The organism is Allorhizobium undicola ORS 992 = ATCC 700741, from assembly GCF_000621665.1.
GTDB classification, from domain to species: Bacteria; Pseudomonadota; Alphaproteobacteria; order Rhizobiales; family Rhizobiaceae; genus Allorhizobium; species Allorhizobium undicola.
Genome location: NZ_JHXQ01000018.1, coordinates 23,553 through 39,195 on the forward strand (window position 1 = coordinate 23,553; position 15,643 = coordinate 39,195).

Annotated in this window: 20 protein-coding genes; 1 reads left to right on the forward strand and 19 read right to left on the reverse strand. The window is 59.5% G+C overall.

Annotated features, from left to right (window positions below):
• Positions 1–23: 23 nt before the first annotated feature.
• Complete coding sequence (locus tag T424_RS22625; protein ID WP_154664940.1) at positions 24–215, reverse strand: hypothetical protein; 192 nt, start codon at positions 213–215, stop codon at positions 24–26.
• Between the two features lie 145 nt (positions 216–360).
• Between T424_RS22625 and T424_RS0114970 the strand changes: the two genes are divergently transcribed.
• Positions 361–888, forward strand: a complete 528-nt coding sequence (locus tag T424_RS0114970; RefSeq protein ID WP_161712591.1) for a type II toxin-antitoxin system VapC family toxin — start codon at positions 361–363, stop codon at positions 886–888.
• A 618-nt stretch (positions 889–1,506) separates the two neighbouring features.
• Here T424_RS0114970 and T424_RS0114975 read toward each other — a convergent pair.
• From T424_RS0114975 to T424_RS0115060, 18 genes are read right to left on the reverse strand one after another with little or no spacing between them, the layout of a single operon-like run.
• Entirely contained in the window at positions 1,507–1,785 is a 279-nt protein-coding gene (locus T424_RS0114975) for a DUF6107 family protein (protein ID WP_027488453.1), read from the reverse strand.
• Positions 1,782–2,297 carry a hypothetical protein gene (locus T424_RS0114980; protein WP_027488454.1) on the reverse strand — a complete coding sequence of 172 codons (516 nt, stop codon included), beginning with the start codon at positions 2,295–2,297 and terminating at the stop codon, positions 1,782–1,784. Before T424_RS0114980 ends, T424_RS0114975 begins: the two co-directional genes overlap by 4 nt.
• A gap of 2 nt (positions 2,298–2,299) precedes the next feature.
• Entirely contained in the window at positions 2,300–2,704 is a 405-nt protein-coding gene (locus T424_RS0114985; RefSeq protein WP_154664942.1) for a hypothetical protein, read from the reverse strand.
• A gap of 26 nt (positions 2,705–2,730) precedes the next feature.
• The gene (locus T424_RS0114990) at positions 2,731–3,762 is read right to left on the reverse strand and encodes a hypothetical protein (RefSeq protein ID WP_027488456.1); all 1,032 of its coding nucleotides are present in this window, start codon (positions 3,760–3,762) and stop codon (positions 2,731–2,733) included.
• 1 nt (position 3,763) lies between these two features.
• Positions 3,764–4,045 (reverse strand): hypothetical protein, encoded by a 282-nt coding sequence (locus T424_RS0114995; RefSeq protein WP_027488457.1) that lies wholly within the window; start codon positions 4,043–4,045, stop codon positions 3,764–3,766.
• Entirely contained in the window at positions 4,042–4,332 is a 291-nt protein-coding gene (locus T424_RS21175; protein WP_210164400.1) for a hypothetical protein, read from the reverse strand. The genes T424_RS0114995 and T424_RS21175 overlap by 4 nt, the downstream gene beginning before the upstream one ends.
• A complete protein-coding gene (locus T424_RS21830; RefSeq protein ID WP_027488459.1) occupies positions 4,295–4,705 on the reverse strand; it encodes a hypothetical protein in 411 nt (136 codons plus the stop codon). The genes T424_RS21175 and T424_RS21830 overlap by 38 nt, the downstream gene beginning before the upstream one ends.
• Positions 4,705–5,229: a lysozyme gene (locus tag T424_RS21185; RefSeq protein ID WP_037067895.1), complete on the reverse strand. Its 525-nt coding sequence runs from the start codon at positions 5,227–5,229 to the stop codon at positions 4,705–4,707. Before T424_RS21185 ends, T424_RS21830 begins: the two co-directional genes overlap by 1 nt.
• Positions 5,210–5,461 (reverse strand): DUF7940 domain-containing protein, encoded by a 252-nt coding sequence (locus T424_RS0115015; protein WP_027488460.1) that lies wholly within the window; start codon positions 5,459–5,461, stop codon positions 5,210–5,212. Before T424_RS0115015 ends, T424_RS21185 begins: the two co-directional genes overlap by 20 nt.
• Positions 5,462–5,506: 45 nt before the next feature.
• A complete protein-coding gene (locus T424_RS0115020; protein WP_027488461.1) occupies positions 5,507–7,963 on the reverse strand; it encodes a hypothetical protein in 2,457 nt (818 codons plus the stop codon).
• 46 nt (positions 7,964–8,009) lie between these two features.
• Positions 8,010–10,172: a hypothetical protein gene (locus T424_RS0115025; protein ID WP_027488462.1), complete on the reverse strand. Its 2,163-nt coding sequence runs from the start codon at positions 10,170–10,172 to the stop codon at positions 8,010–8,012.
• Positions 10,169–10,576: a DUF6950 family protein gene (locus T424_RS0115030; RefSeq protein WP_027488463.1), complete on the reverse strand. Its 408-nt coding sequence runs from the start codon at positions 10,574–10,576 to the stop codon at positions 10,169–10,171. The genes T424_RS0115025 and T424_RS0115030 overlap by 4 nt, the downstream gene beginning before the upstream one ends.
• Complete coding sequence (locus T424_RS0115035; protein WP_027488464.1) at positions 10,573–11,154, reverse strand: hypothetical protein; 582 nt, start codon at positions 11,152–11,154, stop codon at positions 10,573–10,575. Before T424_RS0115035 ends, T424_RS0115030 begins: the two co-directional genes overlap by 4 nt.
• A gap of 3 nt (positions 11,155–11,157) precedes the next feature.
• Positions 11,158–11,877 carry a hypothetical protein gene (locus T424_RS0115040; RefSeq protein WP_027488465.1) on the reverse strand — a complete coding sequence of 240 codons (720 nt, stop codon included), beginning with the start codon at positions 11,875–11,877 and terminating at the stop codon, positions 11,158–11,160.
• Entirely contained in the window at positions 11,877–14,264 is a 2,388-nt protein-coding gene (locus tag T424_RS0115045) for a phage tail tape measure protein (RefSeq protein WP_027488466.1), read from the reverse strand. Before T424_RS0115045 ends, T424_RS0115040 begins: the two co-directional genes overlap by 1 nt.
• Before the next feature lie 4 nt (positions 14,265–14,268).
• The gene (locus T424_RS21190; protein WP_051559031.1) at positions 14,269–14,541 is read right to left on the reverse strand and encodes a hypothetical protein; all 273 of its coding nucleotides are present in this window, start codon (positions 14,539–14,541) and stop codon (positions 14,269–14,271) included.
• Between the two features lie 26 nt (positions 14,542–14,567).
• Positions 14,568–14,942 carry a GTA-gp10 family protein gene (locus T424_RS0115055; RefSeq protein WP_027488467.1) on the reverse strand — a complete coding sequence of 125 codons (375 nt, stop codon included), beginning with the start codon at positions 14,940–14,942 and terminating at the stop codon, positions 14,568–14,570.
• Positions 14,943–14,953: 11 nt separating this feature from the next.
• Positions 14,954–15,643: a phage tail tube protein gene (locus T424_RS0115060; RefSeq protein WP_027488468.1), complete on the reverse strand. Its 690-nt coding sequence runs from the start codon at positions 15,641–15,643 to the stop codon at positions 14,954–14,956.

Sequence of the window (15,643 nt, forward strand, 5' to 3'; positions counted from 1 at the left end):
GAGTAACCAATGCACAAAATCAGCTATAGCTCGTCGGAATCCTCAAGTGTGCCGGGCAGATTTGCCCATTCCTTCACCGGCCTCTTTACTCCACGATCATAGGTCAGGATAAAGCGCCCATCGGTGTCTTCTACGATCTGAGGTGTTTTCTTCGCGGCGTCCAACAATGCACTGGGTTCGGTTTCCGCTTGCAGCCGAGTCCATGTATTGCTCATTCGGTTAGTGCCCTTGTAGCCCGGTCAGAGCTATTAATGTTTTGACGCCCGTTTCAATATACGGTTTTCTTCCGGTCGGTGCAAACTGATCTTTGTGTAGAGGATGCTAATCCAGCCCGACCAGTTCGACTACCCCAGCAAACGAATGCTGCTCCTGGACACGACCATCCTGAGCGCACGTGCTAAAATTCGTCCGCCCGTTGGGTTAAGGCAATGGCTAGAAGACGTTTCCAGTCTTGCCCGCTTATGCATATGTTTCCCGATCCTCATCGAGATAAAGCGCGGACTGTTCATGTCCAGAGATGCCGCTACAGTCGCTCGGGTCAGAAAAGTGATCGAAGACATAGAACAGTCCGACTTTGTCTATCTGGCTCTGGGACGCAATACCGAGGACATCTTCGCGGCAATGATGGCCACACCCGCACTGAAACGGTTCTGGTACCCAGATCCTAAGCAGAAACATCAGCGAGTCAGCCACGACCTGATGATAGCCGCGATTGCGATCACATACGGCACGCCCATCATGACCACCGATGGCGACTTCACCGAAATCCATGAACACTTCGAACTTCCTGGTGTGTACAATCCTTTGAAGGAAGAATGGTTGGTGTCGCCCGAGCCACACATCGAACTGCCGAGGCTTCGATCAGCTCCACCGGAACCTAATTTCTGAGTTGGTCGCAAACCTACCCAGATAACATCTATCGAAGACCTTCCGATACGGCAGTCTTGCGCCCGTATGTGAGCAATAAGGCCTTTCAGTTAACACTGTTCACGGGAACAAATCTTTTGCCGTTTCCAAGGTGACCAAATCAAACGCAGCCAAATGCCCAGATCAGTCAGCGCAGGGACAAACCAGACCGGCGAAATCACGCCGCTGAAATAAAATCAGGTATTTAACTATATGTTTGGCGACCCCTGCAGAAGTGGGAAACCCTAGATATTTCATGGCCTTGTCCAATGGTGGGACCAAATGTCGCCCCATTGTAATCATTTGGGAATTTAAAATCGCTTGTCGCACCATTTTCCACATTTTGAGACGCCCCCCAAGGCGGACGCACCGTCCGTAAATGGGAGGCTGGTGACCGTGACATTCCCGGCCCTGTAGCCGTTCTGGTCAGAGCGGCCATGGAAAGCGATGCGGTTCGTGGCTACTTTGGCTTGACGATCAAAGGCGATCAGGCGACGTGAGCGACCTTCATGATGATCCGGATCCTGTAAGCCTCGTGCCGTCTGGCATCATCGGCTGGGCGCCTCGATGCTACGCCGACCCGGGTGGAAGTAAAGCGGTTCACTTCTCAGGAGCCGCCGCAATCTTCTGCAACACCGCCCGCGCCAATCCAAGCGCCGTCCATGCGCTGAATGCCGCAGCCCCATATCCAAAGGCCAAGTTTTGCGCGGTTTCGGGCAGCGACATTTTCCAGAGCACGAGATGCCCGCAGCCCGAACCGAAAATTACGGAAACAGCAAATCGCTGCATGGCGCCGCGCCGGGTGCGCGGCGGGTTATAGATCAGGCCCAGCATCGTCCCGCCGATCACGCCAATGATTTTCGCCATCAACTCGGTCATTGGCTGCTTTCCCAGAACGGCGGTTTGCGCCTGGCGGCTCCCCCAGGGATAATATTGCGAACACAAGCAGCGAGGCGAGGATAACTAGGAGCCAGTCCATCGGCCAGCCCCTTGCGGCCTAATCTGCCGCCAATGATCAGGAGCACTAGCCAGTTGCATGTCTCCAGCCCCACCACATACATCCGATGATCGAACTGCCCTTGCAGCAGACCGATTTGCCCCAACGGATCACCCATGGAGTATATCAGGCTCAGCAGCAAACTGAGCCGGAATACGTTAAAAATTGCGATTTCCCAGGCCGTATTCGCGCGGGCGTAGAGTGCAAGACACACCGCCGCGTCACAGCAAAGCGTAAAAATCGGCGCCGACGACCAACCTGTTCTGGCGTAGGCCGTCGACAGCACAAAGCTGGCAGCAGCCACCTCGATCCAGCGCCGCCCGCGCGGGAGGCCAAAGCAGGCCGCCCATATAGCGCCGGCGGCCAGAGCAAGAACGTGCTGCCAGAAACCCATGGCTACCTGTCCCCGCCGCCCTGCACCGTCACGAGGCTTGCCGTGGCCGTTTCCGTGGTCGCATATGCCGAAACCGCAACAGACGAAACACCCGTGACAGCCTCCGAGAGCGCTACACCGGCTACCGCCGTGGGAATGCGCAGCTCGCAGCCGTTTGCAACGCAAATGCGGGATAGATCCTGATGGAGAAACACCACATCCGCCAGCAAGCCCCGCACGCGGCCCGGAAGCTCATGAGCCCGGTGCACGATCTCCTTGGATTTCAGCGCCCGGGCCATGCCAGCGGAAACGCCAGCCTCGACGATGGCGGTCAACTGGTGCAATTCCTGCACCAGTTGCAGGCCTGCGGCGTCGATCCGCACCATGCACTCTTCGCCTGCCGACGCGACGGTCTGCTTGTTCGTCATATCCTGCTCCATGGCTGTAAAATCGGTCAAATCTCGGTGACGCGCAGCCATGTGCTGGCCGCATAGAGTGTCGTTGCGTTTACGGCAGACAGGCAGCGCAATTGGATGGTTTTGTCCGCGGATAGCCCGCGCAGCGTTGCCATGGCGATGGGCTGATGCGCGCCATTGCCAGCGCCAGATGTTGGGTACATGATCGAGGCTTTGCCCATCCATGCGCTGTCAGTCACGTTGTAGAACTGCAAGCGGGTATCGCCGCTGCTGCCCACATTGCCCGCCGCCGCCGCCATCAACTCATATGACCGGCCTGATCGGAGAACGACATTCTGGCTGCTGGTGACAGAGATGTTGCCAGCCGTGTCAAATGTCGTCCCGAAATTGATGATGGTGTTCGCCACCACGCTGTCCTGGTCGATGGAGCCGCCAGCGAAAAAATAATCGTTCGGCCTCGCGACCAGATTGCCTCTGATAGGATAGGACTGCGTGCCTTGCGCTTGCGCCGGCATGAGACCCGCGCCGCCCTGGCTGGCGGCGCTGGCGCCAATAGCGACAAACTCCGCATAATTGCCGTTGGAACCCAGAAACGGGACCATGCAACCGGTATTGCTCAATCCCGCGGCCCTGGTGGTGTCCACCAGAAGCCCTGTGGCGGCGTGAGCAATAGCGGCGCACATTAATGGCGAAGCCATTGAGGTCGAGTGCACCGCCACATCATTGATCGCCATGGACATGCCGCTGGCATAAACGCCGCGCCAGTTGAAAATCGCTGGCAGCACTGGTCGCCACGTCGCGCCGGTTGTGCCCCACGAAAATGCGGTGTTGGCGGGAATGGCAGCATTGGCCATGGCAATCATGCCGCCGTTGGTCACGACAGGCTCATCCGCCGCATAGGCGCGGGTCAATTGCCATGGCAGCGCCACGCCGAACCACACGCCATCGCCCCGCAGAACGCGCCAATGATCGCCAGCCGCTGGCGCTGGCGCAGGGCCGGCGCGGCCGGGCGCCGAAGAGGTTGCGCCTATAAATGAGGAAACGCTGTTCCACCCTCCAAAGCTGACCATGTCACGCCACCCACACCGCGAGTGTCAGCGCCGCCGCTCCATTTGGCTGAAACCACCAATAATCTGCCGCCGCCGCCGCCAGATTATGCAGGGGCTCATAACCGGCCAGGTCAAACCACCCCTGCGCATCATTTTTAGCAGCCGGGCTCGTACTGCTCGATGTCGGCAGGATGACGCCCGAGGCAAGCTTGTTTCGAAATTGAATACCGATCGCGCTCGTTGCGCCACTCGCAATCAATGTCCATTGCCCGGCCGGGCAGTTCACAACACTCTGCGTCGTCATTGTCCCTGCTCCTCGTTCAGCGGGGGAGGTCCATAGGCCGCCCGCACCTGGTCATAAAAATTCCCGCAGAAATCCACGCGCCGGTCAGCGGCGTCAGCGGCTGCCTGCCATTGGTCCTCGCGATGCCGGGCCAGATCATCCGCGCGCGGCAATGCCGGGCGCGTGAAATGCTCCCTGCAAATTGCGGGGCGTTCCGGCAGATTGGTCGAGGCCTGCGCCACGGCCCGCGCGGCGGCGGCGTGGGCGATTTCAGCGCGCGCGGCGCTGTCGGTGACGCATCCACTCAATATCCCGGGCAGTGTAGCGAGCGCCATCAGCGCCATCGTCGGCGGACTGCGCCGCAGCGATCGTCTTTGCATCGTCTTCGTCCTGTTGCATGAGGGCTGCCACATTGCGCTCCGCCATCTGGCGCAGCGTCTCGGCCCGCGCCAGATCCTCCGCCAGCTTTTCCGCCTCGGCCCGGGCGGCTGCCAGATCGGCAACGGCTACAAGATCCTCCTTGGCAGCGTTCACGGCTTCAGCGACCCGGCCATCAATCACCTGCCCGATCAGCGGCAGGCGCAGCCCCTCGTAAGACGTGATGACAATCAGCGCCGAAATGGCCGCGCCGATCAGCAGCGCAGCCGGGATTTTGATGATGTCAGAGAGGCTGGTGGACATCACAGACCACTCACGCAAAGCTCAGCCTCGCCCATGCGGGCGGCATCGCCGTTTTCTCGACGGTTGACGAGACCCGTCACAACGTTGCCCCCAGCGCGGTTAAACCGGGTCATCGCATCGCAGCTACCGCGCCAATCCTGGCGCCGCGCCAGCGTGGCTGCTGTCGAGGTGCAGACAGCGCCGGTCCCGACATTGTATGCCAGCGAGATCGAGGCGGCGCGCCACGAGACCGGCGCAGCGTCAAAGGTTGCGATGCAGCGCCGGAGCGGAGCTTCGTAATCCGCCTTCAGGCGCTGCCACAGCATCTCCTCACATTCCTGTTTGGAATAGCTATCACCCATTTTCACGCCCTTGGTCTCGCCGTAACAAACCGTGGCAACGCCAACAATGTCGCGATAGGCGGACGTGCGCAGGCCTTCCCACGGCTGCACCAGCGCAGTGCCGGCCAGCACAACGGCCACCCCGCCGGATGCAGCAATGGCCCGCTTTGCCCGGGCCGTGGGCTTAATCTTGTTGATCGGCATCGGAAATACCCATGTCCTGTTTGATGAGGCGGAGGATCGGGATCAGCGCGAAAATGCCCGCGCTGATCATGAGGCAGGTCCACGGGTCCAACGCTTGCTGCAATTGCGGCACCAGAAATGGCGCAGCCGACAGCAGCGACGAAAACGAGGAGACGAGAACGACAGCACTACGCCGCGCCACGCGCCGCCAATGCGGCACGAGCTGCGGCCTGCGCGAAGGCAAGCGGTTCATAAGATTTTACCTATTGATTTGCCGAGGTGCGTCTAATTGCGCACGTTAATAGACCACCATGATAGCGCCGGTTGAAGTGCGGTAATTCATTCCCGCCGTTAGACCAGCAGCCGTGGCCGCAGCGTTGTCCGCATAGGTGGATAGATTGAGCATCGACGGCCGGTTGATTTCGGCACGGCCTGTACCAGAGCCCTGCACACGCAAGGCTTGGTTGGAGCCCGTGGCGCAAAGGCCAAGAACGGACGTGCTGTTGATCAGCGACATGTTGGCGGTTCGGCCAAGCCACAAGAAGGCGAGATGCGATCCCGTATCAAAGTTGGTCTGCGCCGAGTATACTACCCCGGCTTTACACCACCTATCGCCACGGCCCATGATGTGACAGTAATCAGCCTCAACGCGCACTGCTGTTGCTGCTGCGTAGACAATGAAAAGGTTTTCGTCGGTCGCAATGCCCGTTGTCAGAGTCACAGTATCGCTGCTGACGGTATAGTCCGTGTTTAGCGTTAGTTCGGTCGTACCTTTGACCACCTTAATGTACGATCCGGCTCCCGAAACGCACGAGAAGGTCTTTTGACCAGAGGTGGCATTCCCCTTCTTCGTGCTATACAAATCGTAATCCGATTGAACATCTACATCGACCGAAGACGTTGGTGCCGTCAGATGCACACCAATGGCGTTGCATCGCGGAATAACAACAGCTCGAATGCGAGAGCCATTTAGAGGCGCGTAGGGCGTACTGCTTTCTGGCGTGGTCATAATCTTGCACCAACGCGCCACGCCGGGGCCAATATCACACGCCTCTGTGGCGAATACCTCCAAGCCAATCGGCAACGTCCCGGTACTGTAGCGGTTTGCGGCTTCGCAATACCAATCCACCATGCTGACTCGATTTGCTGAGATTCGGTAATCCTGATTGGTCGAGTTGGCGATACCCGGCACTAGCTGAATGCCAGTTTTTCCATCGGCAATCTCGTACACCCGGATGCCGTTGATTTGTGCAGGCCCGCGAAGACCAAGACCAGTACTGGAGCTGCCAGTAATGCGCAAACCAAACCGACGAATTTCAATGTTCTCGAAATAGACACTTTCCGAGTATGTAGCGGCCACAGACGACGATCTTACTTTCCAATCAATACCATCTGAGCCTAAGTCATGCAGTACGATATCGCGAACAGTGACACGTACAGGTAATCCGTAATTATGCCCGATGCCATACGAGCCGACATCGTGGATATACAGTCGGGACAGCTCAATGTCCTGATTGATATTGTCCATTGAAGTGACAGCAAACCACACACCTTGCGCGGTGTTGTTTGCGCTACCGTACCCTTGGATTTCAAGGTCGGATACTCGGCCGTTCTTGTAGTCGTAAAGCGTAATTATTGCGCCAATTCCCGCCGTGGTCACAGCGATCTTTGCCTTTCGGCGCGTGGTAGCTTCATCACCAACAAGGCTAACACCGGCTGGCAGCGCAATAATCGTCGTCAAGGTGGACGATGCAACAAATGCGCTGCTTTGGACCTCGCAGCAAGTGATGGTTTCCGTCGAGGTAGCCACATTATCGCGGCCAGTCACATAAATCGTGCCGCCACCCAACGAAACCACATAGTCACGCGCAGCACGAAGGGCAGGACCACAATCGACAGCCCACGCAGACGTGAAGTGCCGCATATTCACTTTGCCATACGGCAGCCATCCCGGCATATCGCTGATGGCGGTCGCCGCAGACGACCTTTGGTACTCCAACCCTCCCGCAAATATAACAGCTCCGTCATTCAATGACGAAATAGACGACAGCGCCGACACTGCGGCGGCACGGGTCAAAAAACATCTCGGCACATGCAGCAGGAGACTGGCAGCCTCATCTGCAGCGGCGACCGCTTCATCCCTCGCCGCCTCTGCCTGCGCCACCAGATCGGAGATATCTTCATCAATCAGCAACCTGAAACTGCTGTCGCTGGAATCGATGATACCAAAAACCCACATGCCGGCGGAAAGTGCGCTGGCATTGGTGCCCTGGTTGGTCTTAATTGAGTATGCCGCGCTGCCACCATTGAAAATCACGGTGACAGGCTCTTCGCTGGTGGCCTCAAACAGCTGCCAGCCGATCAACTGATAGGAGGAGACACCGACGCGCGTGGTAACTTGAATGGCATTGGCAGTGCCCGCACCCGTATCGACGCCCCAGTTGATGCCGACAGGCAGCGGCGCTTTCCAGCTCCAGCCGCCTGTGCCGGAAGCACCGATCTTCTTCCAGTAGCCATTGTTTTCCGGGCTGGAATCGCTCCAGACAATCGCAACTGTTCCGGCAGCATGCGCCAAATCCGCATCAATCTCGGCCTTGGTATCAACCGAAAAAGTAGTGCCGGACACATTGGTGAGGGTTTTGATGGCCTCTTCCATTTCTGCGCCCCACAACTGCGCATCGAGCGGCACCACCTTGCGGGGATCACCATTGACTGCATAACCGGCAAACACCTGCCGCGCCTGTCGCGTGAACATGCGGATTTCCCTCTGGTTTAGAAAATTGTCTGAAAGGTGCGAGGCGTCAGCTGCTGCCGCCGCTGTTGTCGCTGATGAATTGCGAGAAGCTGAGCCCGCCGGATGCATTTCCATTGGTGGTGATGGCACGAACCACCCACACCACGTTCCCGCCGGATGGCCCGAGCGGGATCGATTCCGAAAAGCCGATGACGCCGCCCGGCACATAGGTGTAGCTCTGCACGACAGAGCCCCCGCGCAACAACTGCACGGCAGCCACGCGGAAATCGACAACGCGCACGGTCACGCTGAGAATAGCCGTCTGCCCATCGGCGGACGTGCCGCCGCTGACCAGTGTTGGCGTGTTGGGCGTGCCGTTATCCACTCCAACAGTCAGGGATGCAACATCGGAAAAGTCCGAGCCCTCCCCATCCTCGAATACGCGCAACCGCGCGTCGATCTGCTGCCCCAGCAGCGATGACGAAAGCACCGCATAGGCAATGCCGGACGCCTCGGTCATTGAGCGCCAGGAGGTTGGAACATCATCGGTATAGCTGCGGTAATTCGCCTCCACCGTATCCGGCGATCCGCTGACAGTGTAGGGAATGCGCAGATGCCGCGTGCCGTCGGGCGCCGTGGTCTGGATGGCATAGGTGGGCGCGGAGGGTGCGGCGATATCCGCCACATAGTTGAGCGTCGGCGTTTCTTCCGGCGCTGCGGCCTCATCGGTTTCCACGTTCCATGCCGGAAGGTCCGGCCAGATGGTGAGCGGCAACGTCACCTTTCCATCCGAATCCTCGAAAGCAATGGGGTCGATCCAGGCGATCTGCGCCTCATCGTCATATTCTGTCTGGATGCTGCAAAAACGCTTGCCCCAGGCCGCCAGCCCCACCATTTGCGTCACCACGGAAACCGTGTCCGCCCGGGCCATCAAAAACTTGCGCCGGGCAATGCGCTGCGCCTGCCCCGCATCCGGGCAATATTCCAGCTCCACATCCAGGTATTTTTCGCCGTAACGCGCCACCTCATCCTCAACAATGGCCCAGGCAATGCCGTCCATGTTGATTTCGGAGATTTCAAAATCGCGGTTCTGGCAGCGGTATTTCACCCGGCAGATGTTGGGTCGCTCTACCGCCTCCGGCCCACCCTGCCACGTGTCCTCGATGATATCGCGATCAGTAAAGGCGATTTCCGCCGTGGGCTGATCCTCGATCATGTCGAGATAGATCAGGCCATCGGCATCGAGGCGGATTTCAAGGCCGGAGCTGTCCAGCATCTTTTGCAGCGTGTCGCTGCGCTTGTCCTCGTAGGACCATGTTCCCCACAGCCGCGAGCGCTTCTTGTTGCCGTCCTTCGTCGCCACCAGTGCATCGCACTTTGCGGCGGTTTCGATCAGCTTTGTCCAGTTATAGAGCGCCGGGTCATAGAGGCGGCTGTCACGCCGCATCACATGGATAATTGCCCAGGTGCTGTTATCGTCCCACGTCCAGGTGCTGGAATCTGTTGCGCTGTGGCCGGATTGATCGGCCTGATAGACCCGCGATCCGCGATAAACCAGCTCCAGCGATGGCGTTCCGCCCTGATAGAGCGAGAGGTATTTCTTTTCCTCCAACCCAGGATTGTAGAACGTCACCAGATTTTGAAAAATCCCCAGCAGCCGGTGGCTTGAAGTCCAGTTATCGGGAAACGCGGCAATCAGCGCTGGCCACGCCGCCGCATCGGTCGTGCCAAGCTTCGTTTCCACCTTGGCCCAGCTGCCGCTTTCGCGCGGCCAGGGCGGCGAGGTCACATCGCCCGTGTCCTCATCCACCACCACCTCGTAATTGCCGAGGTAGTATTCCTCGATTGCATCCACCGGCCCCACGGCATGGCCAATCACGCGCCAGCGCGTGTCGCCATCCGTCATGCCGAAGAATTTCAGCCCTGCCGAGCGATCGCGCCCGATGGTTTCGCGCACGGGGCTTTCCTCGGTGGAATAAGTGCTTTTCATGTCGGACGGCTTTACCGAGCCCGCACGCTGGGAAAGTCCGGAAATGATCGTCCCGGCAGCCGCCAGCAGGCCGAGGCCATTCACCGCCACGAAATTCGCAATCGCGCCCGGCACGCCGATGGTGTAGAGCGCTTGAAAAATTACGCTGCCCAGCACTGTACTGATCGGATCGGCGTGCGCTGGCACAGTCAGCGCCAGCAGGGACGCCGAGCCCAGAAGCCCAATTTTCACGAATTTCATCGGATAGACCAGAACGCCTTGTAGGACCGGATCATCATCGGGCGCGTGCCATAGGGTTCGCCGCGCCAGCAAAACAGCCCGTGTTGAATGAAAATGCCACCCACCACCCCGGCCAGCCGGGTTTCAATCAGCCCGACATCGCCGGGCTGCGGATCACCATAGCCGGGCTGAAGGCCAAATTCCTCCAGCACATCGGACCACAGCGCCAGAAGGGAGCCGCGCCGGGCAATGAGCGCATGTGCCTCATCCTGGCTTTTCCAGCGCGGACGCTTCACCTTGCGGCCATGCACCCGCTCCACCCAGGCCGCCGCCCAGCTGGTGCAATCGCTTTTGCCCCACTCATAGGGCAGGTCTTGCGCCGCCTCGATATAGGCCCGCAATGCGCCGTCGATATCCGCAATCATGCCTTGATGATCTCCTGAATATCCACGCCCGCATATTGCAGCCCCTTATCCCCCGGATAGCGCCGCAACTGGCTGGAATAGGTCCAATAGCCGCCAAAGGGAAAATTCTGGCTGTGCCATAGGCTCTCCACCGTGATGGAAACGGTGCGCGTGCCGACGCCCTGCCGGTAGATTTTCGGTGCTGAAACATAGCCAGGGAACAGCTTCTTCAGTCCACCCGGCCACATTTCGAATGTTTCCTGGTCGATCAGCGTGAAATAGGCGTTGCAGGCCCGGCCCTCCATGTCGCGGGCGCTGGCCTTGACGCTTTTCACAAAATCCGCATTGGCGCCGGAAAGAACGATGTCCACCTTTGCGGCCTGCCCAAAGCGCGGATCGGTTACCGTGCCCACCTGCACCAGCTGGCGCCCCAGCGGATCGGAGACACCTTGCCACTCATAGCCGCCCAGCGTCACCCGCCCGGCCCCGCCATGCACCCGCCAGATGCTGGAATCCGTCAGCTCAATTTCAAAAAGCCAGAGCTTTGCCACATGCGGACGGCGCAGAAATTCCACGTCCGTTTCGGTAAACTGTGTCATGGCTCATTCCGTGAAATAGTCGCGGACATAGTAATCCTCGACCTCGTAAAGCGAGATCACCGTTTCCGGCATGTAGCCGGTATCGCGGGAAAGGCTGGCCGCATCCGCACTCATCATCCGCATGGCCATGACCGGCTCCAGCGTGGCAACATCATCCGTCGTCACGGCCCGCCGCAGCTGCGGCCAGATCCGGTACCAGCCCGGCTCGACAACCTCGGTCACCATGTATTTGCCGAAATGGCCGTTGAAGCCGAATTCATCGCCCATATCCAGCACATGACCCCAGAAGGCGGGTCCGAGCTTGACAAAGGTTGAATCCAGCGCCGACGCCTCAACCACCGGCACCAGCGGGTATTGCGCCGCCCAGTTCCGGTCATTGGCCCAGGGCTGCTCATTGTCCCATGGCATGCCATCGCGGATCTGCAAGGGCGTGTAGTTCGCCCCCGCATCCTCCAGGCTCATCACATCGGCATCATACCATGGCACACGGGTGGCATTGGCTCCGCCGTGCATGGCCGTGATCCAGCCCCGCAGCCGTCGCGCCGCCTGATCCTTGCAGGCCGGTAGCGTGAACTGATAGGCCCACCCGCCATAGGGCGAGGCCAAGGTCTGCATGAAGTTTCCGACAGAGGTTGTGCTTCCCGCGCCGATTGTCGGCGGCCCGGCCAATGGCTCCCAGGCGCGAATGCCAACGCCAACCGGCCAATCCAGCAAACGCGCCATTATACCGTGCCCCTCAACTGCTTGGTTCTGCTTGCCGCCACGGCCCGCTTTTCAATGCTGCCGTCCAGCTTCTTCAATGCCGCCTCCATGCGCGCCACCGCGCCCATGTCCGCGCCGCGTGCATCGATGCTGTAGAAACTGCCGCCCCCGCCGGAGCTTTTCGTCTTGCGCGGATCGTAAATATCCACCTGCTCAGTGGGGCTTTTGCGGAATGCCACCACCTGGCTATCGATGCCGCCTGCCCCGCCCGGCAGAATGCTGCCGCCGGTGGCAAAGCCCGTCAGCCCGGAAAACAGCCCCTTCAGCAGGGAGCCACCCACGCCGCTGCCAAAGTTCATGGTGCTGAACAGGCTTTGCGCCAGCGAGGAAAATACGCTCTTCGCCACATCGCCCCAACTTTTCGTGCCCTTGATGGCATCGGCCAGCCCGGAACCGATTGATGAAAACGCACTGTCCATGTTTTTCGCCAGCCCCTGGCCGGTGGCGTCAATGTCAGACAGCGCAGTTTTTGCCGCTCCCGCCACGCTGGTGGCGCTGGCCACCACGTTGGATTGCTGCCCGGAAATACCATTGGCCAGTCCCTCGCCGATATAGCCGCCGATATCGGTCATGAGCTTTGAGGGTGAGTGGATATCGAAATAATCGGTGACGCTGTTTTTGATGCCCGTGGCAATGCCAACCACGCCCGCCTTCACATTTTCCCATTGGCTTTTGATCCCGCTCCACAGCCCGGTCATGATCTGGCTGCCGATTTCCAGCATCTGGCCGGGCAAGGCAGCAAACACCTGCACCACTTGTGAGCCGAAGTCCGACATGGCCGTCACAATGGATTGAACGCCCGAAACAATGGCTTCCCGGGCGCCGGGAAAAACCGTTTCAGCAATGTTCAGCCACAGCTCCGAAAAATTATGCGCAATCTGCTGAACAGACTGGAATGCCCCCGCAAAATCGCCCGTGAACAACGCCACGATACCGGAAACCAATGCTTGCGCATTTTGCTTAAGCGTATCGAACGAGGCCTTGACGATCGAAATCGCGCCTTCCACTACCGTTGCAATGGTGGGAAACTGCACCCGAATTTCATCCCAGCTCGCATAGATGGCCGCACCGGCAGCTGCCAGCGCAGTAGCACCTACCACCACCGCCGTGATCGGCGCGCCGAGTGCTGCCACCACGGCCACCACGGCACCAAGCGTCACGGCAATCGGCCCGGCCGCAGCCGCCACAGCCGCAAACACCACCCCAGCCCGCAGCAACGCCGGGTTCGCTTGCGAAAGACTTGCCACCAGATCGGCCAGACTGGCCACGATATCCGTCATCACCTTCAGCAATCCGCTGTCGGCAATTGCAATCTGGAGGCTTTCAAAAGCGCCGGAAAGCTGTTCAAGCTGCCCGTTAAACCCCTTCATACGCGCCGCCGCCTGATCGGCAGCAGATGCACCGGCAATTTTGGCTTTGAGTTCGTCAATGCCCTTACCGCCCGTTTTCATCAACAGAATGGCCGTGCGCATGCCGTCCACGCCGAAGATGTCGTTCATGTTCTGGGAAAGCTCTTCCTGGGACAGTTGCCCCATCTTGCTTGCCAGCTCTTCCGCCACAGCAGACATGCTCTTCATAGAGCCGTCGGCGTTGTAAAACTCAAGGCCCAGCGCCTTCATGGCGTCCGCTGCGCTTTTGGATTTCGGGTTGAGCGAGGTGAGGAACGACTTGAACGAAGTCCCGGCATCCGAACCACTGGAAAACGCCGAACTTGTTGCCGTCAAAACGGCATTGAAGTCCTGAAGGGAAACGCCAAGCGCGCCTGCCACGCCGCCCGCCTGCGAAAGCGCCAGCTGATAATCCGCAAATCCGAATTTCGATTGCAGCGTCACGCCGGTGATTTGGTCAACCACCGTGCCAAGATCCTTCGCCTGCACACCGAAACTAGCCATCACATCAGTGGCCGCGTCCGCAGCTGAGGCGAGATCCGTACCCGTGGCGGAAGCCAGTTTCAGGCTGGCATCCGTCGCACCGCCCAGGATCTGCCCGGCGCTCAAGCCGTTTTTCGCCAGCATCTCCATGGCGTCGGCGGCTTCCGTAGCCGAAAAGCTGGTATCCGCACCAAGCCGCACGGCAAGCTGCCGCATCGCGGAGATTTCATCGCCCGTTGCCCCGGTCGCCTCCCCGACGCGGTTCATCCCCGCCTCAAAGTCACCGGCAGTTTTTAGCGTCAATGCGCCAAAGGCGGCTATTGGCGCGGATACCGCCGCCGACATGGTATTGCCAACTTCGGCGAAGCCTTTGCCAATGCTTTTTAGGCTTTTCATGGCGCTGGCAATATCCTTCTGGAAGCTGGCGGTATCCAGCCCCAGAGTGACGCGCAGCGCGCCAATCACCGCATTTGCCATACCCTTACCCCTTCGCCCAGGCCGCCACCTTGGCCAGCACATCGCGCCAATGCGGCGCCGCTTTCGGCTTCTGCTCTACCTTGGGCAGCAGCTTTTCCAGTTTCGGGAATTTGGTGGCTTTTTCCGGCGCATAGGCCGTGAGAAATGCCACCGTGTGCGCCAGCCACGCATGCTGGCTGTGCTCGAATTGCCGTCGGCGCTTGCACGCCGCCAGCACATGCATGATTTCGCGCAGCGTCAGCGACCAGAAATCACCCGGCGGCTGTCCTGCTTCCACCCATGCCTCAAACAGATCGCCCCAGTTCAGCGGCGAGGCGCTTTCGTCCCCGCCGCCTTCGGCTTTCCCGCGCCACCATCCTCCTGCTGCGGCATGGAGGCTTTGACGACGTCAACGATCAGCGCGCCAGCCGCCGGGATGCCGATTTCGGAAATCAGGTCTCCGGCCTCCTGGCTGGTCACGCTCGGCTGGCCACGCAACAGCGCCGCACGAAACAGCGATCGCACCCGCGACATGTTGAACTTTCCTGCCTCGCCCTCCGCAGAAAACTGTTGCAGGATCTCGCCGGTGGTCTGCCCGAATTCGGCCTCCAGCTCGCACCACTCATTGGCTGCCAGCCGGAATTCGTATCGTTCGCCATTGATTTCGCGGGTGACGATGCCGCGCACGGAATTGCTCATCGCTGGAACCCTCAGGCAATGACGTTTGCAGTCGCCGTGGTGGTCACGGTGGTCGAGAAGTCGTCATTCGCCCCCATCACATCGGCGGTGATCGGGTCACCGACATTCCCGGAAACCGGCACATACGACGTGCCTGTTGCACCGCTGATCGCGGCGCCAGCGGCCTTCCACTGCACGGTGATGTCGCTGGCACCAGCCCATATGCCGGGATCGAGTGTCAGCGGCACGCCCACCTGCGCCGTTCCCGTGATCGTAGGCGCAGTGATGTTGCGCGGGGCGGCGGCAGTAGTCATGATCGGTTCGCCGGAAACCTTGAATGTCACCGTCGCCGTCATCTTGTCATCGGTGGGCGCCGCTTTTTCATAGGATTGCCGCAGGCCGTAAAACAGCAGCTGCACGCCATTCGGAAAAGTCACGCGGCAATACTTCCGCTTGCCCTTTGCGGCCATCAGCGCCAGGTCAGAGGCAGAACCCGGAACATAGTTCATCTCGAAAGACATTTCGCCCGGGTCAGTCAGCCCCTCGATAAATTCGCGCGTGCGGCTGGGGCTCTGCATATGCGTCACGTCCACGGAATCCGTGCTGTCGGACGGCGGCGTTACGTCATAGACCTCGGACAGGTAAACAAAATCCGTGGGGGTAGCCGCATCCGCCATTTCAAAGGTGATGCCATAGCCAATGCGGGCCTGCGTGTCGGGCAT